The organism is Stenotrophomonas maltophilia (assembly GCF_002799155.1).
GTDB lineage: Bacteria > Pseudomonadota > Gammaproteobacteria > Xanthomonadales > Xanthomonadaceae > Stenotrophomonas > Stenotrophomonas maltophilia_R.
The window spans coordinates 2,856,684-2,881,586 of record NZ_NERD01000002.1; the positions used below are offsets into that span (position 1 = coordinate 2,856,684).

Annotated in this window: 20 protein-coding genes and 1 tRNA gene; 12 read left to right on the forward strand and 9 right to left on the reverse strand. The window is 67.8% G+C overall.

The window, feature by feature from the left end:
• Positions 1-30 precede the first annotated feature (30 nt).
• On the forward strand, positions 31-2,130 hold the full coding sequence (locus B9Y82_RS13840) for a glycosyltransferase (RefSeq protein ID WP_100473659.1): 2,100 nt from the start codon (positions 31-33) through the stop codon (positions 2,128-2,130).
• On the opposite strand, the gene B9Y82_RS13845 is transcribed toward B9Y82_RS13840, so the two are convergent.
• Positions 2,127-3,692: a hypothetical protein gene (locus B9Y82_RS13845; RefSeq protein ID WP_100473660.1), complete on the reverse strand. Its 1,566-nt coding sequence runs from the start codon at positions 3,690-3,692 to the stop codon at positions 2,127-2,129. The two genes, B9Y82_RS13840 and B9Y82_RS13845, sit on opposite strands and share 4 nt — an antisense overlap.
• A 30-nt stretch (positions 3,693-3,722) precedes the next feature.
• Entirely contained in the window at positions 3,723-5,879 is a 2,157-nt protein-coding gene (locus tag B9Y82_RS13850; RefSeq protein ID WP_100473661.1) for a bifunctional (p)ppGpp synthetase/guanosine-3',5'-bis(diphosphate) 3'-pyrophosphohydrolase, read from the reverse strand.
• Positions 5,880-6,009: 130 nt separating this feature from the next.
• Here B9Y82_RS13850 and B9Y82_RS13855 point away from each other — a divergent pair, with 130 nt between their 5' ends.
• Positions 6,010-6,534: a hypothetical protein gene (locus tag B9Y82_RS13855; RefSeq protein WP_100473662.1), complete on the forward strand. Its 525-nt coding sequence runs from the start codon at positions 6,010-6,012 to the stop codon at positions 6,532-6,534.
• A 75-nt stretch (positions 6,535-6,609) separates the two neighbouring features.
• Here B9Y82_RS13855 and hrpA read toward each other — a convergent pair whose 3' ends face one another.
• Complete coding sequence (gene hrpA / locus B9Y82_RS13860) at positions 6,610-10,692, reverse strand: ATP-dependent RNA helicase HrpA (protein WP_100473663.1); 4,083 nt, start codon at positions 10,690-10,692, stop codon at positions 6,610-6,612.
• 86 nt (positions 10,693-10,778) lie between these two features.
• Between hrpA and B9Y82_RS13865 the strand changes: the two genes are divergently transcribed.
• From B9Y82_RS13865 to B9Y82_RS13890, 6 genes are all read left to right on the forward strand, one after another.
• Positions 10,779-11,327, forward strand: coding sequence for a Dps family protein (locus B9Y82_RS13865; protein WP_100473664.1), 549 nt, complete (start codon positions 10,779-10,781; stop codon positions 11,325-11,327).
• A gap of 564 nt (positions 11,328-11,891) precedes the next feature.
• Entirely contained in the window at positions 11,892-13,697 is a 1,806-nt protein-coding gene (gene recQ, locus B9Y82_RS13870; protein WP_100473665.1) for a DNA helicase RecQ, read from the forward strand.
• A gap of 94 nt (positions 13,698-13,791) precedes the next feature.
• Positions 13,792-14,175 (forward strand): CopL family metal-binding regulatory protein, encoded by a 384-nt coding sequence (locus B9Y82_RS13875; RefSeq protein WP_100473666.1) that lies wholly within the window; start codon positions 13,792-13,794, stop codon positions 14,173-14,175.
• A 75-nt stretch (positions 14,176-14,250) separates the two neighbouring features.
• Positions 14,251-16,071, forward strand: a complete 1,821-nt coding sequence (locus B9Y82_RS13880) for a copper resistance system multicopper oxidase (RefSeq protein WP_100473667.1) — start codon at positions 14,251-14,253, stop codon at positions 16,069-16,071.
• A complete protein-coding gene (locus B9Y82_RS13885; RefSeq protein WP_100473668.1) occupies positions 16,068-17,048 on the forward strand; it encodes a copper resistance protein B in 981 nt (326 codons plus the stop codon). Before B9Y82_RS13880 ends, B9Y82_RS13885 begins: the two co-directional genes overlap by 4 nt.
• 81 nt (positions 17,049-17,129) lie before the next feature.
• Positions 17,130-17,642 carry a GNAT family N-acetyltransferase gene (locus B9Y82_RS13890; RefSeq protein ID WP_100473669.1) on the forward strand — a complete coding sequence of 171 codons (513 nt, stop codon included), beginning with the start codon at positions 17,130-17,132 and terminating at the stop codon, positions 17,640-17,642.
• A 44-nt stretch (positions 17,643-17,686) separates the two neighbouring features.
• Here B9Y82_RS13890 and B9Y82_RS13895 read toward each other — a convergent pair whose 3' ends face one another.
• A complete protein-coding gene (locus B9Y82_RS13895) occupies positions 17,687-18,007 on the reverse strand; it encodes a zf-TFIIB domain-containing protein (protein WP_100473670.1) in 321 nt (106 codons plus the stop codon).
• 150 nt (positions 18,008-18,157) lie between these two features.
• Between B9Y82_RS13895 and B9Y82_RS13900 the strand changes: the two genes are divergently transcribed.
• Together B9Y82_RS13900 and B9Y82_RS13905 are read left to right on the forward strand one after the other, a co-directional pair.
• Positions 18,158-18,925, forward strand: coding sequence for a CPBP family glutamic-type intramembrane protease (locus B9Y82_RS13900; protein WP_100473671.1), 768 nt, complete (start codon positions 18,158-18,160; stop codon positions 18,923-18,925).
• Positions 18,926-19,017: 92 nt separating this feature from the next.
• Positions 19,018-19,440, forward strand: coding sequence for a response regulator (locus B9Y82_RS13905; protein ID WP_100473672.1), 423 nt, complete (start codon positions 19,018-19,020; stop codon positions 19,438-19,440).
• 76 nt (positions 19,441-19,516) lie between these two features.
• Here the strand turns inward: B9Y82_RS13905 and B9Y82_RS13910 are convergent, their stop codons facing one another.
• Complete coding sequence (locus tag B9Y82_RS13910; protein WP_343124751.1) at positions 19,517-20,398, reverse strand: alpha/beta hydrolase; 882 nt, start codon at positions 20,396-20,398, stop codon at positions 19,517-19,519.
• 143 nt (positions 20,399-20,541) lie between these two features.
• Positions 20,542-21,393 (reverse strand): alpha/beta hydrolase, encoded by an 852-nt coding sequence (locus B9Y82_RS13915; RefSeq protein WP_100473673.1) that lies wholly within the window; start codon positions 21,391-21,393, stop codon positions 20,542-20,544.
• Positions 21,394-21,566: 173 nt separating this feature from the next.
• On the opposite strand from B9Y82_RS13915, the gene B9Y82_RS13920 reads away from it, so the two are divergent.
• Positions 21,567-21,905 carry a hypothetical protein gene (locus B9Y82_RS13920; protein WP_100473674.1) on the forward strand — a complete coding sequence of 113 codons (339 nt, stop codon included), beginning with the start codon at positions 21,567-21,569 and terminating at the stop codon, positions 21,903-21,905.
• Between the two features lie 74 nt (positions 21,906-21,979).
• On the opposite strand, the gene B9Y82_RS13925 is transcribed toward B9Y82_RS13920, so the two are convergent.
• Positions 21,980-22,055: transfer RNA gene (locus B9Y82_RS13925), tRNA-Lys, on the reverse strand.
• Positions 22,056-22,234: 179 nt separating this feature from the next.
• On the opposite strand from B9Y82_RS13925, the gene B9Y82_RS13930 reads away from it, so the two are divergent.
• Positions 22,235-23,188 (forward strand): DUF2268 domain-containing putative Zn-dependent protease, encoded by a 954-nt coding sequence (locus tag B9Y82_RS13930; protein WP_100473675.1) that lies wholly within the window; start codon positions 22,235-22,237, stop codon positions 23,186-23,188.
• A 141-nt stretch (positions 23,189-23,329) separates the two neighbouring features.
• Here the strand turns inward: B9Y82_RS13930 and queC are convergent, their stop codons facing one another.
• The gene (gene queC / locus B9Y82_RS13935; RefSeq protein WP_100473676.1) at positions 23,330-23,995 is read right to left on the reverse strand and encodes a 7-cyano-7-deazaguanine synthase QueC; all 666 of its coding nucleotides are present in this window, start codon (positions 23,993-23,995) and stop codon (positions 23,330-23,332) included.
• A 77-nt stretch (positions 23,996-24,072) separates the two neighbouring features.
• Positions 24,073-24,774 carry a 7-carboxy-7-deazaguanine synthase QueE gene (gene queE / locus B9Y82_RS13940; protein ID WP_100473677.1) on the reverse strand — a complete coding sequence of 234 codons (702 nt, stop codon included), beginning with the start codon at positions 24,772-24,774 and terminating at the stop codon, positions 24,073-24,075.
• Positions 24,775-24,903 lie beyond the last annotated feature (129 nt).

Consider the following 24,903-nt stretch of genomic DNA (forward strand, 5'->3'; position numbering starts at 1 on the left):
TTCCCCTGCTTAAGCTGGAGTTGCAACCGGATGGCGATGTCCCTGGCCGAGATCCGATACCTGATCAACCGCCTGTCGGGCCTGGCCCGCCGGAGCCTGGCAAGCCTGCGCACCCGTGGGTGGCGGGCCACCTGGCAGCGCATCCGCGTGCATACCCAGCGCGCCGTTCCCGCTCCGCGCACGCCGCTGTTCCTGCCGCCGGCACAGGATTTCACCCCCTTCACGGTGCCGTTCAGCGAGTCGCCGGAGGTAAGCATCGTCATTCCGGTCTACAACCACGTCGACCACACGCTGGCCTGCCTGCGCGCCCTGGCGGCGTACCCGCCGGCGGCCGCGTGCGAGATCCTGGTGGTGGATGACGGCAGCAGCGACGCCACCGCGCAGTGGATGCCGCAGGTGGCCGGGCTGCGCTATGAAGTGCGCGAGCACAACGGCGGTTTCATTGAAGCCTGCAATGACGGTGTGTCGCGCGCGCGCGGCCGCTACGTGGTACTGCTCAACAACGATACGGTGCCGCAGCCAGGCTGGCTCGATGCCCTGCTGGGCACCTTCGGCAGCGTGCCCGACGCCGGCCTGGTCGGCAGCCAGCTGCTGTACCCCGATGGCCGCCTGCAGGAATCAGGCGGGGTGATCTTCGCCGATGGCAGTGGCTGGAGCTACGGCCGCTTCGAGGCCGCCGATGATCCGCGCTTTGCCAGCCTGCGCGACGTCGACTACTGCTCGGGGGCGGCGCTGATGCTGCCGCGCGCCCTCTGGCAGCAGCTGGATGGCTTCGATACCCGCTACAAGCCGGCGTACTACGAGGACACCGACCTGGCCTTCCGCGTGCGTGCACAGGGCCTGCGCGTGCTGGTGCAGCCGGCCAGCCGGGTGATCCACGACGAAGGCACCAGTAACGGTACCGACACCGGCAGCGGGGTGAAGGCCTACCAGGTGCGCAACCAGGCCATCTTCGCCGCCCGCTGGGCTACCGAGCTGGGCCGACATCCGGCGGTCGGCGAAGTGCCGTCTCCGGCGCTGCTGCTGCGCGGCCGGCGCCAGGTGCTGATCCTGGACGAGGAAGTACCTCAACCGGATCGCGATTCCGGGTCGCTGCGCCAGGTCAATCTGATCCGCCTGCTGCTGCAGGGCGGTGCCCACGTGGTGTTCGTACCGACCCGGCGCGAGCATGCCGGTGCGGCCACCGAAGCGCTGCAACGGATGGGCGTGGAAGTCTGGTACGCGCCCTTCCTGGACGGCGTGGCCGGCTGGCTGCGCAACCACGGATCGCGTTTCGACGTGGCAATGATGGTGCGCCACCATGTGGCCCATGAATGCCTGCCGCTGCTCAAGCGCTATGCGCCGCAGGCACGCACCGTATTCGACACCGTTGACCTGCACTACCTGCGCGAACGCCGCGGTGCCGAAGTGGCCGGCGACGCAACCCTGCTGCGTGCAGCCGAACGTACCCGAAGCAGCGAACTGGCCGTGATGGAGCAGTGCGACATCACCGTGCTGGTCAGTGCGGCCGAACGGGAGCAGCTGCAGTCCGATGCACCGCGGGTGCAGGTGGAGCTGATCTCCAACCTGCACGAGGTCGCTGGTGCCGGTGCGGTATTCGAGCAGCGGCGCGACCTGGTGTTTGTCGGTGGCTTCCGTCATCCACCGAACCTGGATGGCATGGAATGGTTCATCGGCGAGGTCTTCGCCCGCATCCGCGCCCGGCTGCCCGAGGTGCGCCTGCACTGCATCGGTGCTGCGGCGCCGGAGTCGTTGCTGGCGCTGGCCGCACGCCAGCCGGGCGTGCAGATGCACGGGTTCGTCGAAGACATCACCCCCTACATGGACGGTGCGCGCATTGCCATTGCGCCGCTGCGGTTCGGCGCCGGCGTGAAGGGCAAGATCAACCTGAGCATGGCCCATGGCCAGCCGGTGGTCGGTACCACCTGTGCCGTGGAAGGCATGCACCTGCACCCCGGCCAGGACGTGCTGGTGGCCGATGACGCCGCCGGCTTCGCCGATGCGGTGATCCGCCTGTACCAGGATCCGCAGCTGTGGCAGCAGTTGTCCGATGCAGGCCTGGCCAACGTCGCCCAGCATTTCTCACTTGATGCCGCCCGCGCGACCGTGCAGCGGGTGTTCTTCGCCTAGTCCGCACGTCCGCCGGCGCGACGCAGGCGGTCTTCGAATGCCGGCAGTTCGGCCAGGTCCGGTTGCAGCAACCGCGCCTGTTCGGCGGCGCGCGCAGCAAAGGCCAGGTCGCCATTGCCGAGCCGTTCGCTGCCGATCGCCAGCCAGCGCTGGGCCAACCGCAGCCGCGCCGAGGGCAGGCCCGCTGCGGTCGGTGACAGCGTCTGCCAGGCCTGCAGGCAGGCGCCTGCCGCCTGTACCCGGTTCTGCCGCAGATTGTCGTCGAAGCAGCGGCGACTGGCGGGCAGCAGGCGTGCTGCAGCGGCCTTCACCCGCGCGTCGCGAGGGGCCAATGACTGTGCTTCGCGCAGCGCGTCGAACGCGCTGTGCCCCGGTGGGCTGATCCACTGCCCTGCACGCTCGGCGCGTTCGATCTTGCGCAGGTGGTCGCGCAGCTGGCGTTCGCGCTGCGCCTTACTGATCGCGGGCTGCTGCAGGGCCTGTTGCGCCTGCTGCGCACGCTGCAGGCGCTGCGCAAGTTGTTGCCGTACTGCCTGCGAAGCCCCCAGCTCCGTCGCCAGCGCCGCATCACGTTGCGCCGCATCGAACTGGAAATCGTCGGCGCGCTTCTGGCTGCGCGCCAGCACTGCCTGCAGCACCTGCTCACGCCCCCGTTGGGCGTTGGCATCATCGGCAGCCACCGCCAGCACCGCCAGGAAGCCCTTGGACGCTGCTTCCAGCTGCTGCCGTTGCAACGCGCGCTGTGCCTGCCGCAAGCGCTGCTCGACCGCCCGCGCCAGGGCTTCCTCGCTGGCCGGCAGATCGGCATGACCGGCATCGAACTGGCGGGCACGACGCAGGATCGCGGCGGCCTCGGCCAGCTCTCCGCGCCCCGCCAGCGTGCGCGCCTGCAGCAGCAGGTCGCTCAGCGCATCTTCGCGCCCTTCCAGCGCCGGCAGGTTGTCCGGCTGCAAGGCGAGGATGCGCTGGAACAAGGGCAACGCACTGCTGTCGCCGTCATCCAGGCGTCCGGCTGCGAACGCGTTGCGCGCCTGTGCCAACAACGCACCAATACCCGCTCCGGCGCTGCGTCGCGCCTGCAGCTGGCGGGCGACTGCATCGGCTTCGCCCTGTGGCACCTGCAGCTCACGGGCCAGTGCCAGCGCCTGCGCGCTGCCGTCCAGGTCACCAGCCTGCAGGCGATCGCGCGCCTGCTGCAGTGCTGCCGCGCCGGTACTGGCCAGGCCTTGGCGCGCCTGCGGGCGATCACCGTCCAGCGCCAGCACCGCCTGGTAGCGCTCGCGCGCACCACTGCCATCGGCATCGCTCAGGCGACCGGCAGCCAGTGCACGATCGCCCTCGGCCAGCAGCTGCTCGATCTGCGGCTCATCCCAGAACCAGTCGGCCAGCGGCTTGCGCAGCAGCACCAGCAGCACGAACACCGCCAGCGCTGCGAGCAGCGCCCAGCGCCACACCCGGCGCGCATGGCGCGCCTGCAGCCACCACCAACGGCCCTCGCGACGGACGCGGTCCAGCGCAGGGTGTTCAGCGCCATGCGGGCGATGCGGGGGCTCGCGTTCCATGCGTGCAGGGTAGCCGGGGCAGCGTGAAGCTCAGCCGAGGCGACGCGCCTCGCTCACGCCCGGCAGCGCATCGAGTTTGCCCAGCAGGGTCGACAACTGCCCGTAGTCGCTGACCTTCAGGCGCAGCCGCAGGTGGGCACGGCCACTGTTGCGCACGTTGTCACTGTGGATGTCGAGCACGTAGGCGTCTTCCTGGGCGATCAGGTTGGTGATGTCCTTCAGCAGCCAGCGGCGGTCGACGGCAGTGACCACCACGTCCACTTCGTAGCCGCCGCCGGCCTGGCCCCACTCCACCGGCAGGATGCGCTGCGGACTGGTGGCTGCCAGCCGGGCCAGCGCGGCACAGTCTGCACGATGCACGGTGACACCACGGCTACGGGTCAGGTAACCGACGATCGGCTCGCCGGCCACCGGCTGGCAGCAGCGTGCCAGCTGCACCAGCAGGTTGCCCACGCCCTGCACGGTGAACTTGGACTTGCCCAGGTTCTCGCGGCGCGCGGTCGGCCGCGGCAGGCTCGGCGCGGGCGCCGGCTGGCTGGCGGCACGCTCCGCTTCCAGCAGCGTACGGCTGACCTGGTTCGGGCCGGTATCGCCCAGCGCCACCTGGATGTACAGGTCATCGACACTGTCGGCATGGAACTTCTTCGCGGCGACGGCCAGGTCCGAGTGCTGCAGGCCCAGCCGCTTCAGTTCGCGCTCGAGCAGCTCGCGACCGGCCTGCACGTTGCGCGCACGGTCCAGCTTGTGGAACCAGCTGCGTACCTTCTCACGTGACCGGTTGCTGGCCAGGAAGCCGTTGGCCGGCATCAGCCAGTCGCGGCGCGGGTCGGCTTCCTTGCCGGTCAGGATCTCGACGCGGTCGCCGCTGCGCAACCGATAGGTCAGCGGCACGATACGGCCGTTGACCTTCGCGCCGCGGCAGCGGTGCCCGACCATGGTGTGCACCTGGTAGGCGAAATCGAGCGGCGTGGCCCCCTGCGGCAGGTCGAGCACCTCGTCCTTCGGGCTCAGCGCATAGACCCGGTCCTCGGTCAGCTCGGCATCGAGCGCCCCGGCCAGTTCATTGCCCTGCCCGTCCTGCGCCTGTTCCAGCAGCTGGCGCATCCAGGTGATCTTGCGGTCGAAGGACTTCTCCGCGCCCTTGCCGCCCTCTTTGTACTTCCAGTGCGCGGCCACGCCCAGCTCGGCCTGCGAGTGCATCTCATGGGTACGGATCTGCACTTCGATGGTGCGCCCTTCCGGGCCGACCACGGCGGTATGCAGCGAGCGATAGTCATTGGCCTTGGGTCGGGCGATGTAATCGTCGAACTCGCTCGGCACCGGCGCCCACAGCGCGTGCACCACGCCCAGCGCGGCGTAGCAGGCGGCGACGTCGTCCACCATCACCCGCACTGCGCGGATGTCGTACAGCTGGTCGAACGCCAGCCGCTTCTTCTGCATCTTCCGCCAGATGCTGTAGATGTGCTTCGGGCGGCCGCTGACTTCGGCCGTGATGCCCTGCGCGACCAGCTCGCGCGACAGCACCTTCTTGACGTTCTCGACATAGCGCTCGCGTGCGATTCGGGTCTCGTCCACCTCGCGGGCGATGCGGCGATAGGTCTCCGGTTCCAGGTGGCGGAACGCCAGGTCCTCCAGCTCCCACTTCAGCTGCCAGATGCCCAGGCGGTTGGCCAGGGGCGCGTGGATGTCGCGGGTCAGCTGCGCCAGCGCGCGGCGTTGCTCGTCATCCAGCTTGTCGGCCGCACGCATCCGCGCCAGCTGGCGTGCCAGCAGGATAGGTACCACGCGCAGGTCGCGGATGATCGCCAGCAGCAGCCGGCGCAGCCCTTCACTGTTGCGCCCGGCCTCACGGCCGGCATGCAGTGCCCACACCGGATCTGCAGCGTCCTGGCCATCGAGCAGGCCGATCACCGCCGCCTTGTGGCTGCCCAGCGGCAGCGGGTCCAGGCGGGCGCGCAGGCCCGGCAGGTCGAACAGCAAAGCTGCCACCACCGCTCCCTCGTCGGCCGAAAGCATCGCCAGCGCATCAAGGGTATCGCCCAGCACCGACCAGGTGGCGCGCATCTGGTGGTCGCAGTCCGGCGCTTCCCACTGCTCACGCAGGGCCTGGCGCAGCGGAGCAGGCAGCACGGCTGCCGAGGGACGGTTCAACAAGGCATCCAGGCCAGGGACGGAAGCGCGGTTCACAGCATCGAGCAGGCAAGGCAGAGGCCCCTACACTAGCGCCGGCGCCGTTCAGGGACAATCACCGCGGCCAGCATCACCCGGCATGAAGACATGCCGCTACACTCGCCAGCACACCCAGGAGAGACCTGCCATGCCTTCCATTGCCCTGCGCGTCCGTCCACGGATGCTGGCCTGTGCCGCCGTGCTGCTGTCCCTTTCCGCGCCAGCGCTGGCCCAGCGCGTGGTGGAGGGCGACCTGCAGCATCAGATGTCGCCCGCCGAGTTCAAGGCCGCCGGCCTGGAAAAGCTCAGTGCCAACGAACTGGCCACGCTCAATCGCTGGCTGCAGGGCAAAGTGGAGGCAGCCACTACGCAGGCCGTCGCCGCAGCGCGCGAAGAAGGCCGCCAGGAAGTGATCAAGAAGAACCGCGGCTTCCTCGACTTCGGCAGCAGCGAGCCGATCGAAAGCAACCTGCAGGGCGAATTCCGTGGCTTCGGCCAGGGCCGCCGCTACGTACTGCAGAACGGCCAGGAGTGGGAGCAGATAGATGCCACGCACTATTCCGGCGGCCGCAAGGAAGCCCCGAACGTCAGCATGCGCCCCGGCGTGATGGGAGCCTGGTACATGAAGGTGGACGGTGTGAACGTGCAGCCGAAGGTTCGCCGCACCAAGTAACACCCGGGCATTCCGACCGCGCCGGGTCCCTGCCCGGCGGCAATGACCGCCCGACGGGGCGGCCATTGCACGCATCTACGCCTGGCGCAGTGCGGCCACCCGCTGCGCCAGCTTCTTCGCCGAAATGCCGGTACGTGCGCCCAGCTCCTGGGCGAACAGCGATACCCGCAGTTCTTCCAGATCCCAGCGCAGGGCCTGCCACTGCGGCCGGTCGCGCAGCCCCTGCTGCTCGCCGGTCTCCAGCGCCTCCAGGAATGGATGCAGTTCCAGCATGCGTGCCTGGTCGCGCGGCGGATCACGCTTGGCGCGCTCGGTGCGCAGGATCATCGCCTTCAGGTAGCGCGGGTACTGCGCCAGTGCATCGGCCGGCGTATCACGCAGGAAACCGGGATGGATCAGGCCCGCCAGCTGCGCCTCCATATCGTCCAGGTTGCCGCGCGCCCAGCCCATCAACGGTGCTTCCAGCAACGGCTTCAGTTCCGCCACCAGTGCCAGGATGGTTTCGGCCAGCTTCAGCCGCGACATCGCCTCGCCGAACAGCGCCTTGGCGGCATGCTCGCGGCGCTGCTCGAAGGCCGCCGCATCGCGGATGTCTTCCAGGCCCTCGGCCAGCACCGCGTTCATCGCCGCATCGACCAGGTCACCGCGCAGGCGTTCCTGCGATTCGATCGCGGCATACAGCAGGCCGGTCTTGGCACCGACCGGCAACTGCTTGCGCGCCTGTTTGACCTTCTCGGCCAACGCGATCTCCAGCAGGCGGCGCACGCCCAGCGGATGAGCCTCCTGCGCCTGCTGCCGGTCGGCAAAGATGCGCAGCGCCACGCTGTCGCCCTCGTCCAGCAACGCCGGATAGGCCGGCACGCCGGCTTCACCCGGCACCTGCAGCGGAATCGGCGTCGCCGGGAACGTACGCAGGCCATCGGCCGCCATCTCGCGGCCGGCACGTGCAGCGAAGGCATCGCCGGCACGACCACCGAACTTCGCGCGCAACGCATCGAGGTCGCGCGAGGTCGCCAGCACCTTGCCGTGCTCGTCGCGCAGGCGCAGGTTCATGTGCAGGTGCGGTTCGATCGAACCGGGTTCGAAATCCAGCGCCGTCACCGTCGCGCCGGTGGCACGTGACAGGAAACGCGCCAGTTCGCCGGTGATGGCATCGGCGCTGGGCTGTGGGAACGCCTCGAAGAAGGCGCGTCCGAAGTCAGGTGCCGGCACGTAATTGCGCCGCATCGCCTTGGGCAGGCTGCGGATCAATGCCGAGGCCTTGTCGGCGACGAAGCCCGGCGCCAGCCAGCCCAGCTGCACCGGGTCCAGCGCGTTGAGCAGGTGCAGCGGCACGTCCAGGGTCACGCCGTCATCGTCGGCTCCCGGCTCGAAGCGATAGTGCAGTGGCAGGCGCGCCTGGCCCAGTGGCAGGTACTTCGGGTAGCGCTCCTGTTCGCTGCCCTCACCCGGCAACAGATCGGCCAGCGACCAGTGCAGGGTCTTGCGCTGCTCCGGCGCTAGCCCCTTCCACCACGTATCCAGGCCGGCAGCCGAATGGATCTGCGGCGGCACCCGGTCCAGGTACCAGCGCGCCTGCCAGTCCTCGTCGGCCACGATGCCGGCGCGGCGCAGCTTGGCTTCTTCCTCGCGGGCGATCTCCAGCACTTTCTGGTTGTCGGCCACGAAGCTGGCGCGGGTGTTGATCTCGCCCGTCACCAGCGCCTGGCGCACGAAGATGTCGTGCGCCTCGCCCGGCGCGATGCGGCCGTAGTGCACCGGCCTCTTCGGGGCCAGCACCAGGCCGAACAGGCTGATCTGCTCGGAGGCCAGCACCTGGCCCTGCGCGCGCGACCAGTGCGGGTCGAAGTGCTTGCGCAACAGCAGGTGCGGCAATTCGGCAATCACCCAGTCCGGCTCGATCGCGGCCAGGGTCATGCCCCACACCTTCTGCGTATCCAGCAGATTGGCAGCCAGCAGCCACGGCGGCGGCCGCTTGGACAGCGCCGAGCCCGGGAACGGCAGGAAACGGCGCTGCCGCGGCGCCTGGAAGTCGCCCTTCTCGGTGCGATGGCCGATCTGTGTCGGCAGGCCCGCCACCAACGCCCGGTGCAGGGTCTGGTAGGCGGCGGCACGCGCGCGCTCGCTGAAGCCGCCGCCAATCGGCACCTGTTCCTTCTGCGCACGCACGGCCACCGCCGCCGGGGCGGTTTCCGCCTTGCCTTCGCGGGCCAGGCGCGCGGCACGGTGCAGCTGCCCACGGGTGGCCTTCACTGCAGCGGCATCATCGCGCACCGGGGCCGGTGCACTGCTGCCGGCCAGCAATGGCGCCATCGCCATTTCGTTGGCCTCTTCCTTCCAGCCCAGTTCCTCGCACAGCAGGCGCAGCTGGCGATGCAGCTCGCGCCATTCGCGCATGCGCAGGAAACCGAGGAAATGCCGACCACACCAGTCACGCAGCTTGGACTGGGTCAGGTCCTCATGGGCCTGCCGGTAGGCATCCCACAGGCGCAGCACACCAACGAATTCAGATCGGCCATCGGCAAACTGTGCATGCGCACTGTCGGCAGCGCCGCGCGCTTCCGGTGGGCGCTCGCGCGGGTCCTGGATGCCCAGGAACGAGGCGATCACCAGCATCGGCCGCAGGCAGCCGGCGGCCTGCGCGGCCACCAGCATGCGCGCCAGCTTCACGTCCACCGGCAGGCGTGCCATCTGCTTGCCGATGGTGGTCATGCGCCGCTCGGCGTCGATCGCACCCAGTTCGGTCAGCTGCTGCCAGCCGTCTGCCACCGCACGCTCGTCCGGTGCTTCCAGGAACGGGAACTCCTCGATGCGGCCCAGGCCCAGCTGCAGCATGCGCAGGATCACCCCGGCCAGGCTGGAACGACGGATTTCCGGATCGGTGAACTCCGGCCGCGCCTGGAAGTCGGCCTCTGCATACAGGCGGTAGCAGATGCCCTCGGCGATGCGCCCGCAACGGCCCTTGCGCTGGTTGGCGCTGGCCTGCGAGATCGGCTCGATGTGCAGGCGATCGAGTTTGTTGCGCGGGCTGTAGCGCTTGACGCGGGCGAAGCCCGGATCGACCACGTAGCGGATGCGCGGCACCGTCAGCGAGGTTTCCGCCACGTTGGTGGCCAGCACGATGCGCCGGTTCGGACCGGGATTGAACACCCGGTCCTGGTCCTGGTTGGACAGGCGCGCGTACAGCGGCAGCACCTCGGTATTGCGGTACTTGCGGCGCTCCAGCGACTGGTGCGCATCGCGGATCTCGCGCTCGCCCGGCAGGAAAATCAGCACGTCGCCACGCGCATCCAGGCGGGTGATCTCGTCGATGGCCGACACGATGGCATCGTTGACGGTGCGCTCGCCCTGGTCTTCGCCCTCGCCTTCCAGCGCGCGATAGCGCACTTCCACCGGATAGGTGCGGCCTTCCACGCTGATCACCGGCGCATTGTCGAAATGCTGGGCGAAGCGCTCGGTGTCGATGGTGGCCGAGGTCACGATCAGCTTCAGGTCCGGGCGCTTGCGCAGCAGCTGCTTCAGGTAGCCCAGCAGGAAATCGATGTTGAGGCTGCGTTCGTGCGCCTCGTCGACAATGATCGTGTCGTAGTTCGACAGCCAACGGTCACTGGCGATCTCCGCCAGCAGGATGCCGTCGGTCATGAACTTGATGCGGCTGTCGTCGCTGACCTTGTCGTTGAAGCGCACCTGGTAGCCGACGAGCTGGCCCAGTTCGCTCTGCAGTTCCTGCGCCACGCGACTGGCCACCGCACGTGCGGCAATCCGACGCGGCTGGGTGCAGCCGATCATGCCGGCCTGGCCACGGCCGGCGGCCAGGCACAGTTTCGGCAGCTGGGTGGTCTTGCCCGAGCCGGTTTCACCGGCGATCACCACGACCTGGTGGTCGCGGATCAGCTCGATGATGGCGTCGGCTTCACGCGCAATCGGCAGCTGCGGGTCCAGAGTAATGGACGGCTGCTGCAGCGCCCGGACCTGCCGGCGCTGCACCGACGCCTGCAAGGCCTGCTCGAAGGTGGCGGCCAGTGCCGCATCCTGTGGCTTGGCCTGGCAACGCGAGAGCATCCCCAGCAAACGGCCCCGGTCGCGGCTCATCGCACCGTCGATGGCGGCGCGCTGTTGGCGCAGGCGGGACGTCGGATTTTTATCGATAGCGTTCATCAATCGGTTCGTTCAAAACTTTGAAAGCGACCAGTCATCGAGACTGATTTACTGTGAAGGCCAACGATTCCACAAGGAGGAACCCCATGGCGAAGACCAAGAGCACGACCAAGGCCAAGACCGGCAAGCAGAAGCTGGCAACGGCGGCACCGTCGGCGCCGAACATCGATATCGGGATCACCCAGGGCGACCGCAAGAAGATCGCCGACGGTCTGTCGCGCTTCCAGGCCGATGCATTCACGCTCTACCTGAAGACCCACAACTTCCACTGGAACGTGACCGGGTCGATGTTCAACTCGCTGCACACCATGTTCGAGACGCAGTACACCGAGCAATGGGCGGCACTGGACGACGTGGCCGAGCGCATCCGCGCGCTGGGCTTCAATGCCCCGGGCTCCTACCGGGAATTCGCTGCGCTGACCTCGATCGCCGAGGAACCGGGCCTGACCGACAGTGCGGACTGGCGTGAAATGGTACGCCAGTTGGTGGTCGCCAACGAAGCGGTCTGCCGTACGGCACGTGAAGTGCTGGAGGTGGCGGCCAAGGGTGACGACGCCCCGACCGAAGATCTGATGACCCAGCGCCTGCAGACGCACGAGAAGTACGCCTGGATGCTGCGCTCGCTGCTCCAGTAAGGATTTGGGGGGCTCGGCAGGGCTGCGCCCTGCACCCGCAGAGACAACGGCAACGGCAACAACCGGAGCAAAAGCTGGTTTCCTGTGGGTAGGCGGGGTGGGTCCGGTTGCGGGGGACGCCGTAAATACGTCCATGTAGGCTCGGTCGCGCCATCCATGGCGCTCACGCCCCCGCAACCGGACCCACCCCGCCTGCGACAGATTTCCGCGAACTGCCAGCAAAGCTTGGGGTCAGATCCGTTTTCCTGCGGAAAGCGGATCTGACCCCATTTTGTTTGTCGATATCTGACAGATTTCATCCACGCATGGCGTGGATGGGCCCACCGTCACCGGAAATCTGTCGGGGGAGGGGCGGTGTGGGCTTGCAGGACCGTTGGCGCCATGGATGGCGCCATCGAGCCCCCATGGATGGGTTTACGGCGTGTCTGCAAGCCCACACCGCCCCGCCCAACCGGCAGACACCCCAGAGCCGGCTGTTGCCTTTGACGTTGCTCTGGCTTGAAGGCTTCGGCAGGTGCAGGGCGCAGCCCTGCCGAGACACCCCCGCCGGGGTAAACTAGCCGGATGGCTTCCCGTCCCGCGCACGACCTGCTCCAACGCGTCTTTGGTTACGACGATTTCCGTGGTCCCCAGCAGGACATCGTGGAGCATGTGGCTGCCGGTCACGATGCCCTGGTGCTGATGCCCACCGGCGGTGGCAAGTCACTGTGCTACCAGGTCCCGGCCCTGTTGCGTGACGGTTGCGGCATCGTCATCTCGCCGCTGATCGCGCTGATGCAGGACCAGGTTGAAGCCCTGCGCCAGCTCGGCGTGCGTGCCGAGTACCTGAACTCGACCCTGGATGCCGAGACCGCCAGCCGCGTCGAACGCGAGCTGCTCGCGGGTGAGCTGGACATGCTCTATGTCGCCCCCGAGCGCCTGCTGACCGGTCGCTTCCTGTCGCTGCTGTCGCGCAGCCAGATCGCCCTGTTCGCCATCGACGAAGCGCACTGCGTGTCGCAGTGGGGCCACGATTTCCGCCCCGAGTACCGCCAGCTGACCGTGCTGCACGAACGCTGGCCGCAGATCCCGCGCATCGCGCTCACCGCCACGGCCGACCCGCCGACCCAGCGCGAGATCGCCGAGCGCCTCGATCTGCAGGACGCACGCCACTTCGTCAGCTCCTTCGATCGCCCCAACATCCGCTACACCGTGGTGCAGAAGGACAACGCCCGCAAGCAGCTGACCGACTTCCTGCGTGGCCACCGTGGCGAGGCGGGCATCGTCTACTGCATGTCGCGGCGCAAGGTCGAAGAGACCGCCGAATTCCTCTGCGGCCAGGGCTTCAACGCCCTGCCCTACCACGCCGGCCTGCCACCGGACGTGCGCGCCAGCAACCAGCGCCGCTTCCTGCGCGAGGACGGCATCGTGATGTGCGCCACCATCGCCTTCGGCATGGGCATCGACAAGCCGGACGTGCGCTTCGTCGCGCATACCGACCTGCCCAAGTCGATGGAAGGCTACTACCAGGAAACCGGTCGCGCCGGCCGCGATGGCGAGGCCGCCGAGGCCTGGTTGTGCTACGGCCTGGGCGACGTGGTGCTGCTCAAGCAGATGATCGAGCAGTCCGAGGCCGGCGAAGAGCGCAAGCAGCTGGAGCGGTCCAAGCTCGACCACCTGCTGGGCTACTGCGAGTCGATGCAGTGCCGTCGCCAGGTGCTGCTGGCCGGTTTCGGCGAGACCTATCCCCAGCCCTGCGGCAACTGCGACAACTGCCTGACCCCGCCTGCCTCGTGGGACGCCACCATTCCTGCGCAGAAAGCGCTGAGCTGCGTCTACCGCAGCGGCCAGCGCTTCGGCGTCGGCCACCTGATTGACATCCTGCGTGGCAGCGAGAACGAGAAGGTGAAGCAGCAGGGCCATGACAAGCTCAGCACCTATGCGATCGGCCGCGACCTCGATGCGCGCACCTGGCGCAGCGTGTTCCGCCAGCTGGTCGCCGCCAGCCTGCTGGAAGTGGACAGCGAGGGCCACGGTGGCCTGCGCCTGACCGATGCCAGCCGCGACGTGCTGACCGGCCGTCGCCAGATCAGCATGCGCCGCGATCCCGCCAGCAGCTCCAGTGGCCGTGAGCGCAGTGCGCAGCGTACAGGGCTGTCCGTGCTGCCGCAGGACCTGGCGCTGTTCAACGCCCTGCGCGGCCTGCGTGCCGAACTGGCCCGCGAACAGAACGTACCGGCCTTCGTGATCTTCCACGACAGCACCCTGCGCAACATCGCCGAGCAGCGCCCGACCAGCCTGGACGAACTGGCCCGGGTCGGAGGCATCGGTGGTACCAAGCTGAGCCGCTACGGCCCGCGCCTGGTCGAGATCGTGCGCGAAGAGGGTTAGCGGCGGGCTGGGCTCTACATTGGTGCAGCTCCAACCTTGAACCGGCCATTCAGCCGGAAGTGCATCCGCGCCCACTTGCAGCTAGATTAGCGCCATGTCCCTGGCCTCGACCCTGCTCCGTGTCGTGCTCATGCTCAGCCTGTTGCTCAACGGGCTGAACGCGGCCATGGCCAGTGGCCACGAGGAAATGGGCCGGATGGCGCATGCTCTCGCCACCGCAGTCGACGACGGTGACCCTGGCTGCCACCATCACGCGGGCATGCAGGCCGACGAGGCCCCGCAGGCCCAGGCCCCCGCCCACGACGCTCATTGCCAGATCAAGGACTGCGTGCGCAGCTGCGCCCAGCACCCGCTGCTGGTGGTTCAGCCTTTGCCCTTCATGGCCGGCCCCGCACTGTCGCTTGCCCCGCAGCCGATGCCGGCCACTGGCCGCCCGGCACCGCCGCTGCCGCCGATCTCGCGCCCTCCCATCGGCTGATTCCACACGCACCGTGCGCCCTGCGCACCGTAGCCGGCCGCCTGCCGGCGTCTTTACGTGTCTGGAGTCACCACCATGAATACCCGTATTCCCCCCGGTCCGGGCGTTGTGCCCATGCCGTCGCGCCGCCTGTTCGTGCAGGGCCTGGCCGCCGGCGGCGTGGTTGCCGGCATCGCCGCTGTCGGCGTGCCGCAGCGCGCGCTCGCCGCCGCCAAGGCCACCCCGCGCCTGGCCGGCGCCCCCGCCGTGCTCAGCGACACCCGCCTCGAACTGGCCATCGGCGAGTCGCTGGCCAACTTCACCGGCCGCACCCGCCCGGCGATCACCGTCAACGGCTCGCTGCCCGCGCCGATCCTGCGCTGGCGTGAAGGCCAGACCGTGGATCTGTTCGTGCGCAACACGCTGCAGCGGCACCCGACTTCGATCCACTGGCACGGCATCCTGCTGCCGGCCAACATGGACGGCGTGCCTGGCCTGAGCTTCAACGGCATCGGCCCCGGCGAGACCTACCACTACCACTTCGACCTCAAGCAGTCGGGCACCTACTGGTACCACAGCCACTCGATGTTCCAGGAGCAGGCCGGCCTGTACGGCGCGCTGATCATCGACCCGGCCGAGCCGGCGCCGTACCACCACGACCGCGAGCACGTGATCATGCTGTCCGACTGGACCGACATGGATCCCGGCGCATTGTTCCGGCGCATGAAGAAGCTCGCCGAGCACGACAACTACTACAAGCGCACCCTGCCCGACTTCCTGCGTGATGTGAAACGCGAGGGCTGGTCGGCCGCGCTGTCCGACCGCGGCATGTGGGGGCGGATGCGGATGACGCCGACCGACATTTCCGACATCAACGCGCATACCTACACCTACCTGATGAACGGCACGGCCCCGGCCGGCAACTGGACCGGGCTGTTCCGCAGTGGCGAGAAGGTGCTGCTGCGCTTCATCAACGGCGCCTCGATGACCTACTTCGACGTGCGCATCCCCGGCCTGAAGATGACCGTGGTCGCCGCCGATGGCCAGTACATCCATCCAGTCAGCATCGACGAGTTCCGTATCGCCCCGGCCGAAACCTACGATGTGCTGGTAGAGCCCACTGGCCAGGATGCGTTCACCATCTTCTGCCAGGACATGGGCCGCACCGGCTTTGCTGCCGGCACGCTGGCGGTGCGCCACGGGCTGCAGGCGCCGATTCCGGCGCGTGACCCGCGCCCGCTGCTGACGATGTCCGACATGGGGCATGACATGGGCAGTGCCGGGCATGGCGGCCATGGTGGCCACGACATGGCCGCGATGAAGAGCATGGAAGGCGGCTGCGGCGCCAGCATGGGCCACGGTGCGCACGGCAGTGCCGATGCCACCAGCAAGGCACCGAAACATCCGGCCAGCGAGCGCAACAACCCGCTGGTGGACATGCAGAGTTCGGCCACCGAACCCAAGCTGGACGACCCCGGCATCGGCCTGCGCGACAACGGCCGCCAGGTGCTGACCTACGGCGCGATGCGCAGCCTGTTCGAAGATCCCGATGGTCGCGAGCCGAGCCGCGAGATCGAGCTGCACCTGACCGGCCACATGGAGAAATTCTCCTGGTCGTTCGACGGCATTCCGTTCGCCAGCGCCGAACCGCTGCGGCTGAACTACGGTGAGCGCATGCGCATCGTGCTGGTCAACGACACCATGATGCAGCACCCGATCCACCTGCACGGCGTGTGGAGCGACCTGGAGAACGCGCAAGGCGAATTCCAGGTCCGCAAGCACACCATCGACATGCCGCCCGGCACCCGCCGCAGCTACCGCGTGCGCGCCGACGCACTCGGCCGCTGGGCCTACCACTGCCATCTGCTGTACCACATGGAAGCGGGCATGATGCGCGAAGTGAGGATCGAAGAATGAGCCGCCCACTGCTTACCTCCAGCCTGCTCGCGCTGGGCCTGGCCGCCGCACTGCCGGTGTTCGCGCAATCGCATGCGGGGCATGACAGGGGCACGATGGCCCCTCCGGCGAAGACCGCGATGCCCGCGACCGAACCGGTCGATCATTCGAAGATGGATCACTCGACGATGCACCATGGCGCGATGCAACCGGCGGCGATGGACCATTCCACGATGGATCATTCAAATATGGACCACGCAGCGATGGGTCACGGCGCGCCCGCCCCCTCCGAACCGCGCGAGCCGATCCTGGTCCCGACCGACGCCGACCGCGCCGCCGCCTTCCCGCCGATCGCGCATGGTGCGATGGAACATGCGCCGGAGATCAACAGCCTGCTGCTGATCGACCGCCTCGAACACTGGGACGGCAAGGACAGCAACGGCCAAGCCTGGGAAGCGACCGGCTGGATCGGCGGCAACATCAACCGCCTGTGGCTGCGCACCGATGGCGAACGCAGCCGTGGCCGCACCGAATCATCGGCGGTTGAAGCGCTGTATGGCCGCAGCGTGTCGCCGTGGTGGGACGTGCTGGTCGGCGTGCGCCAGGACTTCCGGCCGGCCGACTCGCGCACCTGGGCTGCCATCGGCGTCCAAGGCCTGGCGCCGTACAAGTTTGAAAGCTCGGCCACGCTGTACCTGGGCTCCGGCGGCCAGGTGCTGGCCAAGGCCGAAGTCGAGTACGACGTGCTGCTGAGCAACCGGCTCATCCTGCAGCCGCTGCTGGAAGCGACGGTGGCGGCCAAGGATGAGCCGGAGTACGGCATCGGCCGCGGCCTGAACAAGGTCGAAGCCGGACTGCGCCTGCGTTATGAGTTCAGCCGCCGCTTCGCGCCGTACATCGGCATCGCCCACGAGCGCAGTTTCGGCGATACCGCCGACTATGCCGGTGACCACGCCCGCGACACGCGCTGGGTGGCCGGCGTGCGCATGTGGTTCTGAGCAGCGGAGTGTGAGCAACCGCCAGCCCCGGCACCCGCCGGGGCCGGCTACACTGCGCCACGCTCCATTGCAGGCACCGCCATGTCGTTGCAGATCCGCCGCGCCACCCTCGCCGACGTCGACGCCCTGTCGGCCACCGCCATCGCTACCTACAACGAAACCTGGGGTGACTCGTATCCGCCGCAGGAACTGCACGATTTCCTGCAGGCGCACTACAGCAGCGGGCCACAGCGCATCGAACTGTCCGACCCGCGCAGCGCGGTCTGGCTGTTGATCGACGGTAACTCGGTGGTCGGCTATCTGGCCGCCGGTGCCAACACACTGCCGCATGCCGAGGCGCGCGAAGGCGACATCGAACTGAAGCGCTTCTACATCCTGGCCAACTACCAGAACGGCGGCCACGGCGCGCGCCTGATGCAGGCGTTCATGGCCTGGCTTGACCACCCGCGGCGCCGTACCCTGTGGGTAGGCGTATGGGAAGAAAACTTCGGCGCGCAGCGCTTCTACGCGCGCTACGGTTGCAGCAAGGTGGGTGAGTACGACTTCATCGTCGGCGACACCCACGACCGCGAATTCATCCTGCGCCGGCCCTGACCGCCCGTAGCGTCGAGCAAGCTCGACGCTACAAATCGATGCGCCTAGAAATCAAACAGCTCCGACAGGAAGCTGTCCTTCTTCTTTTTCTTGTACCCATGGCCGTACTGCTGGCCACGGTTGTCCTCGTAGCGCTGGCCAAGGTGGCGGGTATCGCGATGCATCACCGGCGGCGGCGCAGCGGCCGTCTGTGCCTGTACCGGTGCGGGCGGCGGCACCGCAGCACCGGCACCGGCGCGTTCGATGATCTTGTCCAGTTCGCCACGGTCCAGCCACACGCCACGGCAGCCGGGGCAGTAATCGATCTCGATGCCATGGCGCTCGGCCATCTGCAGGGTCTGGGTCTTGCACACGGGGCACAGCATGGGCAGGGCTCCTGAAGGTCAGGCAACGACTTTAACTGCCCACGGATGACTGTCCGGCAACACATGACCGATGGCACAGGGACTTCCGGCGCGTGCCAGCGTTCCCGGCCGCCTTCCACACTGCACGCTGGTTCCGCAGGGAGTGCGTGCATGACCGTCCTGTCCCGCCTGCCCAACGCCGCGCGCCTGCTGCTGGTGCTGCTCGGCGTCGGCCTGGGCCTGAATCTGCGCGATGTCGCTGCGGCCGCAGGCGCGCCGATTCCCGCCTTGCCTATGCCCTACGGCGGCAGCCTGCTCGACAACGCACTGGCCATACTGCTGGCGCTGCTGCTGGCCGCACTGCTGCGCCCCCGTGGGGTCGGCCTGATGACCAGCCTGGGACTGCGCGGGAACGGCTGGCGCGGCCCGATGTGGGTGCTGCTGGCCAGCCTGCCCTGCTGGCTGGGCCTGGCGATGCTGGGCACGCCCAACACCGCACTGACCGCCCTGGATGCAACGATGCTCGCCGTGCTGTTCCCACTGGCCGAGGAAGTGCTGTTCCGCGGCCTCGGCTTCGTGCTGCTGGTGAAGATCGTGCGTGGCCCGTGGCCGCTGCTTGCGCTGCCGCAGGCACTGCTGTTCGGTTGGGTGCACTGGCTGGGGTTCGGCGGCTTCGACGGCGGCGGCACCGCGCTGTTCGTGGGTGCGGTGATTTCACTGGGCGGTTTCATCTTCGCCTGGCTCGACCACCTGGACGGCGACTCGCTGTGGTGCGGCATGGTGCTGCACGTGTCGATGAACCTGGCGTGGAATGTATTCAGCCTCGATGACGCCGTCGCGCTCGGTTGGCAGGCCACCAGCCTGCGCATCGGCACCGCGCTGCTGGCGGTGGCGGTACTGGGCTGGCACGTGCGCCGCCGGCGCCCGCAGCCGCTGTAACGCCCACTTAGCCTGGCGTGCACGCCGGGATCACCCCCGGCTTGCGCATACTTGCGCGCCTTTTCATTGCTGCTTTCCGGAGCTGTAGCGTCATGTTGCTGTCCAAGCGCCACGTTGAACCCCGCGTCCTGCTGATCGAGGACGCCGAGGAAACCCGCGAGCTGAGCCGTCTTGCGCTGGAAAGCCAGGCCTGCCACGTGGTGGGCGTGAGCTCGGCCGAAGCGGCACTGGGCCTGCTGACCGCCGGTGAGCGTTTCGACCTGCTGTTCACCGATGTCAATCTGGGCCGCGTGAGCGGCATCGAGGCCGCCAACCAGGTGCGCGGGCTGTACCCGCACCTGCCGATCCTGGTGACCTCGGGCATGGACCAGCACCAGGTGTTGCCGCAGCTGCGCGACGGCATCCATTTCCTGCCCAAGCCGTACAACATGAGCGAGCTGCTCGACGCCATCCGGCTGTGCTTCCGGCACGCCGATGTGGGCGTGTTGACCGGGCCGGATGCACAGGCGGCCTGAGGCGTTCATCCACGCATGGCGTGGATCTACCGGGTTCTTGCAGTAGATCCACGCCACGCGTGGATGGCGCTCACCCTCAACCGCTGCTGTACGGCCCGGTACCCGGGAACACCTTCAGCAGCGCGCGGGTGATCATGTCCGGGTAGACCGTGAAGTGATCTTCGTCATCGATCACCATGTTCTCCACCTTCAACGATCGCCCGCTGTTGCGCAGCTGCTCGGCGAACTCGGCGTTGTGGCGCAACATGTCGTTGCGGGTGAAATAGCGCGGTTCGGGCCTGACCGTTTCAAAGCTGCCCACCGACAGCACCACCGTGGTCGGCTGCGTCGGCGCCTTGGCCTCTGCCTGCATGCGCGGCACCCGATGACCGTCAAACCACAGCGAAGGACTGGACAGGATGTAGGTGCGGAACATGTCCGGGCGCGTGGTCAGCACATAGGCGCCGAACAGGCCGCCATAGGAATGACCCGCATAGGCACGCCGCGCCGGATCGGTGCGGTAGCGCGCGTCGATCATCGGCAGCACCTGCTCGGCGAGGAAATCGCGGTAGTGCGCCGCGCCGCCGTAGTTCACGTCATCGCTGTAGTCACGCGGATCGGTACGCGCCGGGTCGCTGGGCGTGTAATCGCGCGAGCGGCTCTGCTTGGAGGTCAGGCCTTCCTGCGGCGGCAGGCCGACCAGGATGAAGTCCTCGATGTTGACGCCCTGCTGCCCTACCAGGTTGCGTACGCTGCGCACCAGCGGAAAACTGTACAGCGCGTCGGTCACGTACAGCACCGGGTAGTGCTTCTCCGGATGTGCGGCGTAGTCGGCCGGCAGTGCCACCCAGACCGGATAATCGCGGCCGATCGGATCGTGCACACGCAGCGCTTCGGTATCCGGCAATACCACGCCCGCAGCGACCGTGGCCGCGCCGTCCTTCGCTTCACTCTGCGCTGCCGGTGGCACCACCGACATCGCACAGCCACTCACGGCCAGGCAGGCCGCCACACTCTATCCACGCACACGCTGCATCCACACGCTCCCGTTGCGGGCGGCGCACCGGATGGCGCCGCTGCCGCATCCTCACATGGCATGCGGCTGCACGCCAATCCTTCGGGCTACGGCGAGGCCGGCGGCGGCGCTGGGAACAGCGTGCGCAGCGCCTGCAATGCGGCCGGGTGATAGATCGTGGCGTGGGTTTCCTCCGGCAGCGGCAGGTACTTCACCAGCGGCGACGGTGACGCCTGTTGCAGCACGGCCGCCAACTGCGCGGCAGAAGCAGCCAGCTGTGGCTGCCCGCTGCTGGCCAGGAACACGCGCGGTTGCGCACGCGTCACGGCCGGCAGCTGCCTGGCGGCAGCGGCCAGCATCGTGCCCCGGTTCCACCACAGGCTGGGGTCCAGCGCGATGTAGCTGTTGAACAGCGTCGGCTCCTGCAGCAGCGTCTCGACCACGAACAGGCCGGCCAGCGACTCGCCGATCAGCGCGCGCTCGTCGGTGCTCGGGTAGCGCTGGCGCACCTGCGGCATCAGTTCATCGCGCAGGAAGGTACGGTAGGCCGCCGAACCACCGATGCGCGGCGCGATCTTCTGGTCCTGCGGGTCGTTGCTGGGGCCGGTCATGTCGCGGCGGCGCTCGGTGTTTTCTATGCCGACCAGCAGGAACGGGCGCATGCTGCCATTGCCGCTCAGCACCTGCACCAGCCCGGCCACATGCAGGAAGTCCTCGCCGATGCCGCCATCAGGCATGTAGAGCACCGGCAGCGGCGCCTTCGGATCCAGGCCCCACGGCTGCGGGCGGTAGACATTGATGCGGCGGTTCTCGCCCAGCGCCTTCGATTCGATGGTGAAGGTTTCGCCGATCACCAGCGGCGTGGCCGCAGCGACTCGTGCGGACGGTGCCGGTTCGGCGGCCATCAACGGCATGGCGGATAGACCGGACAACAGCAGCGACAGCACGATCAGACGCATGGGGCGGTCCATTCTGGGAAAGCGCTGAGCATAGACCGCCGGAGACATTGTCGTTCGCGGCACTTTGCCGATCTACCGGAACTGGAGCAGCATGGAGTCGGTGATGGTCATGCAACGCGCACCTTGGCTCACGGACTGGTCACCGCCACGCTCATATTCACAAGGAGGTTCCTATGTTGAGTGTATTGATCGCCACCACCCTTGCTGCCGGCTCACCGCAGGCCAGCAGCATTCCCCCAGCATCCGCAGCGTATGCGGACTGCCTGCTCGCCCACCTCCAGCCGGGATTGTCCGACCGCGCGATCCCGCTGCTGCAGCAGGCTTGCGCCGCGAAGTATCCGGAGAGCTACGCCGCATTTTCAGAACTGGAACGCCGGATCAGCGCGCAGCGCCGGGCCGACTTCGAGGCGGCTCAAGCGGAGGCGGCGCGTTCCGCGAATGCGGCAGCGACGGCCGCACAGGAAGCTGCCGACGCGGCGGCCGCAAAAACCAAGGGTATGCGGACGAAGTAGCGGCCCCGGACCAGGCAACAAAAAAGGCACCGCATTGCGATGCCTTTCTGAATGACCTGGGTCATTGGATGCAATGGTGGGCCGTGAAGGATTCGAACCTTCGACCAAAAGATTAAAAGTCTTCTGCTCTACCGACTGAGCTAACGGCCCATTAGACTGCCCCAGCCTTTCGGCGGGGTGGGCATTCTACCCTATTTTGGCGGGTCGCGTGGAACCCCGACGTGGCGAGGATGCCGGCCGGCGGCCGGCACTACCCCGATCTCGGCAGCGGGCTTAAACCTTTCTGTCCACCGGCGCATCCCATCCGTAGTCCTTCCCTGGAGCCATGGATGCGTCTGATCTTCAGCCTGCTCGCCGCCCTGCTGCCCTGCACCGCCGTGGCCGCGCCACCCCAGGTCGTCACCGACGATATCGCCCGCTTCTGGGCCACCTACGATGCTGTGCGCGCCGAACCCGATGCCGAACGCCGGGTGGCGCTGGTCCAGCAGCGCTACATCGAACCGGGCAGCCCCGGCCTGCGTGCGCTGATGCAGGTGCGCAACTACACCGCCCGCGAGTACGCCGAGGCCATGAACACGTGGCCGCGCTTCTGGACGTCGGTACGCCCATTGACCGCCAACGCGCAGCAGGCCAGCGCCACGCTGGAGCGCGACCTGGCCGCCTTCCGCCAGCTTTATCCTGCGCTGCGTCCAGCCACCATCACCTATGCAGTGGGTGTGCTGCGCACCGGTGGCACCACACTGGGCGACAAGGTACTGATCGGCGCGGAGATGGCGCTGGGCGATGAACGCGTGGACGTGAGCGAGCTGCCGGAGAAGATGCGCGACCGCCTGCGGATCTTCTACGACAGCCGGCCGGGTACGAACAACGCTCAGAACAACCTGCACGAGTACGTGCATACCCAGCAACGCGAGACCACCGGCAGCCTCGCCCAGTACGCGGTGCGCGAGGGTGTGGCCGAGTATGTGGCCGAGCGGCTGAGCGGGCGCCGGCCGGCGTTGCCGCTGTATGCCTATGGCCCCGCGCACGAGTCTGAAATCCGCGCGCGCTTCGTCGCTGAAATGGACGGCGAGGATCTGGACAACTGGCTGTACAACAGCGCCCGGAATCCGTTCGGGGTGAGTGATCTGGGGTACTACGCCGGGTATCGCATCGCGCAGGAATACATGCGGCGGCAAAAGGATGAGAAGGCGGGGATCGCGCGGATGATCGAGCTGGATTATGCCGATGCACAGGCGGTGCGGGCGTTTATTGAAGCGTCGGGGTGGTTACTGCAGCGGTAGCGCTGGGCTGTGCCCGGCGGACGGTGCCAACCAAGGTTGGCACCCACCAGACCAGACCTCCCCGGCCGTGCCGGGCCATGCCCGGCGCACCGTGCCAACCAAGGTTGGCACCCACCATTGGGGGCATCGCCCCCCATCACCTCAGGCGTACAGCGTCGGGTCGGCCACGCCGGCTTCGGCGAAGCCTTGCGCACGCAGGCGGCAGGCATCGCAGTGGCCGCAGGCGGCGCCGTTGGCGTCGGCGTTGTAGCAGGACACGGTCAGGCCGAAGTCCACGCCCAGGCGCACGCCTTCGCTGACGATCTGGCCCTTGCTGAGGAACTGCAGCGGTGCGTGCACCTTGATGCCTGCGCCTTCCACGCCCGACTTGGTGGCCAGGTTGGCCAGCGCCTGGAACGCGGCCACGAACTCGGGGCGGCAGTCCGGGTAGCCGGAGTAGTCCACGGCATTGACGCCGCAGAAAATGTCGTTGGCGCCGAGTACTTCGGCCCAGCCCAGCGCCAGCGAAAGCATGATGGTGTTGCGCGCCGGCACGTAGGTGACCGGAATGCCGTCGCCGCCGGCCTCGGGTACGTCGATGTCGTCGGTCAGCGCCGAGCCGCCGATGCTGCGCAGGTCCACATCCACGGTCTTGTGCGCGACCACGCCCTGGGCCTTCGCCACGCGGGCGGCGGCATCCAGTTCGGAGGTATGGCGCTGGCCGTAGCGCACGCTCAGGGCATGCACGGCGAAGCCCTGTTCCTGGGCCATGGCGATGACGGCGGCTGAATCCATGCCGCCGGAGAGAAGCACGACTGCCTTCTTCATGGGAAAACGTCCGGTTGGGAGGGGAAAGCCAGCACGCTGTCCCGCGCCGGAGCTACATCAGGGAACACTGCGCGGGCTCATCGGCCCGGCTCGTCGTTCCACAGGATTTTATGCAACTGCATCTGGAAGCGCACCGGCAGCCGGTCCTCGACGATCCAGTCGGCCAGCTCGCGCGCGGTGATCTCGCCCTTGCTGGGCGAGAAGAACACGGTGCAACGCTTCACCAGGTCGTGCTCGACGACCATGGCCTTGGCCCAGTCGTAATCCTCACGGTTGCAGATGACGAACTTGATCTGGTCGCGGGCGGTCAGCAGCGGCAGGTTTTCCAGGCGGTTGCGGGCGGCTTCGGCCGAGCCTGGCGTCTTGATGTCGACCACGCGCGACACACGCGGGTCCACCGCGCTGACATCCAGCGCGCCAGAGGTTTCCAGCGAGACGTCCATGCCGGCGTCGCACAGCTTCTGCAACAGCACCAGGCAGCGCTTCTGTGCCAGCGGCTCACCACCGGTCACGCAGACGTGGCGTACGCCCTGGGCCAGCACCTCGGCCACGATGTCGTCGATATCCCACCAGGTGCCGCCGTGGAAGGCATAGGCGGTGTCGCAGTACTGGCAGCGCAGCGGGCAGCCGGTCAGGCGCACGAACACGGTCGGCCAACCGGCGGTATCGGCTTCGCCCTGCAGCGAGGTGAAGATCTCGGTGATCTTCAGCCGTGGCAGGGGCGACTGCACGATCTCACTGGGCGTGGCGGCGGCGCTGGACGGGGTAACGGCGGTCATGGCGGGTACTTCTTGGTGGGACACGTGGCGGGTGGGCTACCGTGGCCGGTAACGAAAGCAGCCGAGCATGGCTCGGCGCTACAGAAAACAACCGGTCCGGGCATGGCCCGGTGTTGCCGGATCCAGGCG

Coding starts and splice junctions, on each gene's coding strand:
- B9Y82_RS13855 (WP_100473662.1), top strand. CDS start 6,010: ATGCCTTCCATTGCCCTGCGCGTCCGTCCACGGATGCTGGCCTGTGCC.
- recQ (WP_100473665.1), top strand. CDS start 11,892: ATGGCTTCCCGTCCCGCGCACGACCTGCTCCAACGCGTCTTTGGTTAC.
- B9Y82_RS13905 (WP_100473672.1), top strand. CDS start 19,018: ATGTTGCTGTCCAAGCGCCACGTTGAACCCCGCGTCCTGCTGATCGAG.
- B9Y82_RS13915 (WP_100473673.1), bottom strand. CDS start 21,393: ATGCGTCTGATCGTGCTGTCGCTGCTGTTGTCCGGTCTATCCGCCATG.
- queC (WP_100473676.1), bottom strand. CDS start 23,995: ATGAAGAAGGCAGTCGTGCTTCTCTCCGGCGGCATGGATTCAGCCGCC.
- B9Y82_RS13920 (WP_100473674.1), top strand. CDS start 21,567: ATGTTGAGTGTATTGATCGCCACCACCCTTGCTGCCGGCTCACCGCAG.
- B9Y82_RS13875 (WP_100473666.1), top strand. CDS start 13,792: ATGTCCCTGGCCTCGACCCTGCTCCGTGTCGTGCTCATGCTCAGCCTG.
- B9Y82_RS13840 (WP_100473659.1), top strand. CDS start 31: ATGGCGATGTCCCTGGCCGAGATCCGATACCTGATCAACCGCCTGTCG.
- B9Y82_RS13910 (WP_343124751.1), bottom strand. CDS start 20,398: ATGTCGGTGGTGCCACCGGCAGCGCAGAGTGAAGCGAAGGACGGCGCG.
- B9Y82_RS13885 (WP_100473668.1), top strand. CDS start 16,068: ATGAGCCGCCCACTGCTTACCTCCAGCCTGCTCGCGCTGGGCCTGGCC.
- B9Y82_RS13845 (WP_100473660.1), bottom strand. CDS start 3,692: ATGGAACGCGAGCCCCCGCATCGCCCGCATGGCGCTGAACACCCTGCG.
- B9Y82_RS13895 (WP_100473670.1), bottom strand. CDS start 18,007: ATGCTGTGCCCCGTGTGCAAGACCCAGACCCTGCAGATGGCCGAGCGC.
- B9Y82_RS13880 (WP_100473667.1), top strand. CDS start 14,251: ATGAATACCCGTATTCCCCCCGGTCCGGGCGTTGTGCCCATGCCGTCG.
- B9Y82_RS13900 (WP_100473671.1), top strand. CDS start 18,158: ATGACCGTCCTGTCCCGCCTGCCCAACGCCGCGCGCCTGCTGCTGGTG.
- B9Y82_RS13865 (WP_100473664.1), top strand. CDS start 10,779: ATGGCGAAGACCAAGAGCACGACCAAGGCCAAGACCGGCAAGCAGAAG.
- queE (WP_100473677.1), bottom strand. CDS start 24,774: ATGACCGCCGTTACCCCGTCCAGCGCCGCCGCCACGCCCAGTGAGATC.
- B9Y82_RS13890 (WP_100473669.1), top strand. CDS start 17,130: ATGTCGTTGCAGATCCGCCGCGCCACCCTCGCCGACGTCGACGCCCTG.
- hrpA (WP_100473663.1), bottom strand. CDS start 10,692: ATGAACGCTATCGATAAAAATCCGACGTCCCGCCTGCGCCAACAGCGC.
- B9Y82_RS13930 (WP_100473675.1), top strand. CDS start 22,235: ATGCGTCTGATCTTCAGCCTGCTCGCCGCCCTGCTGCCCTGCACCGCC.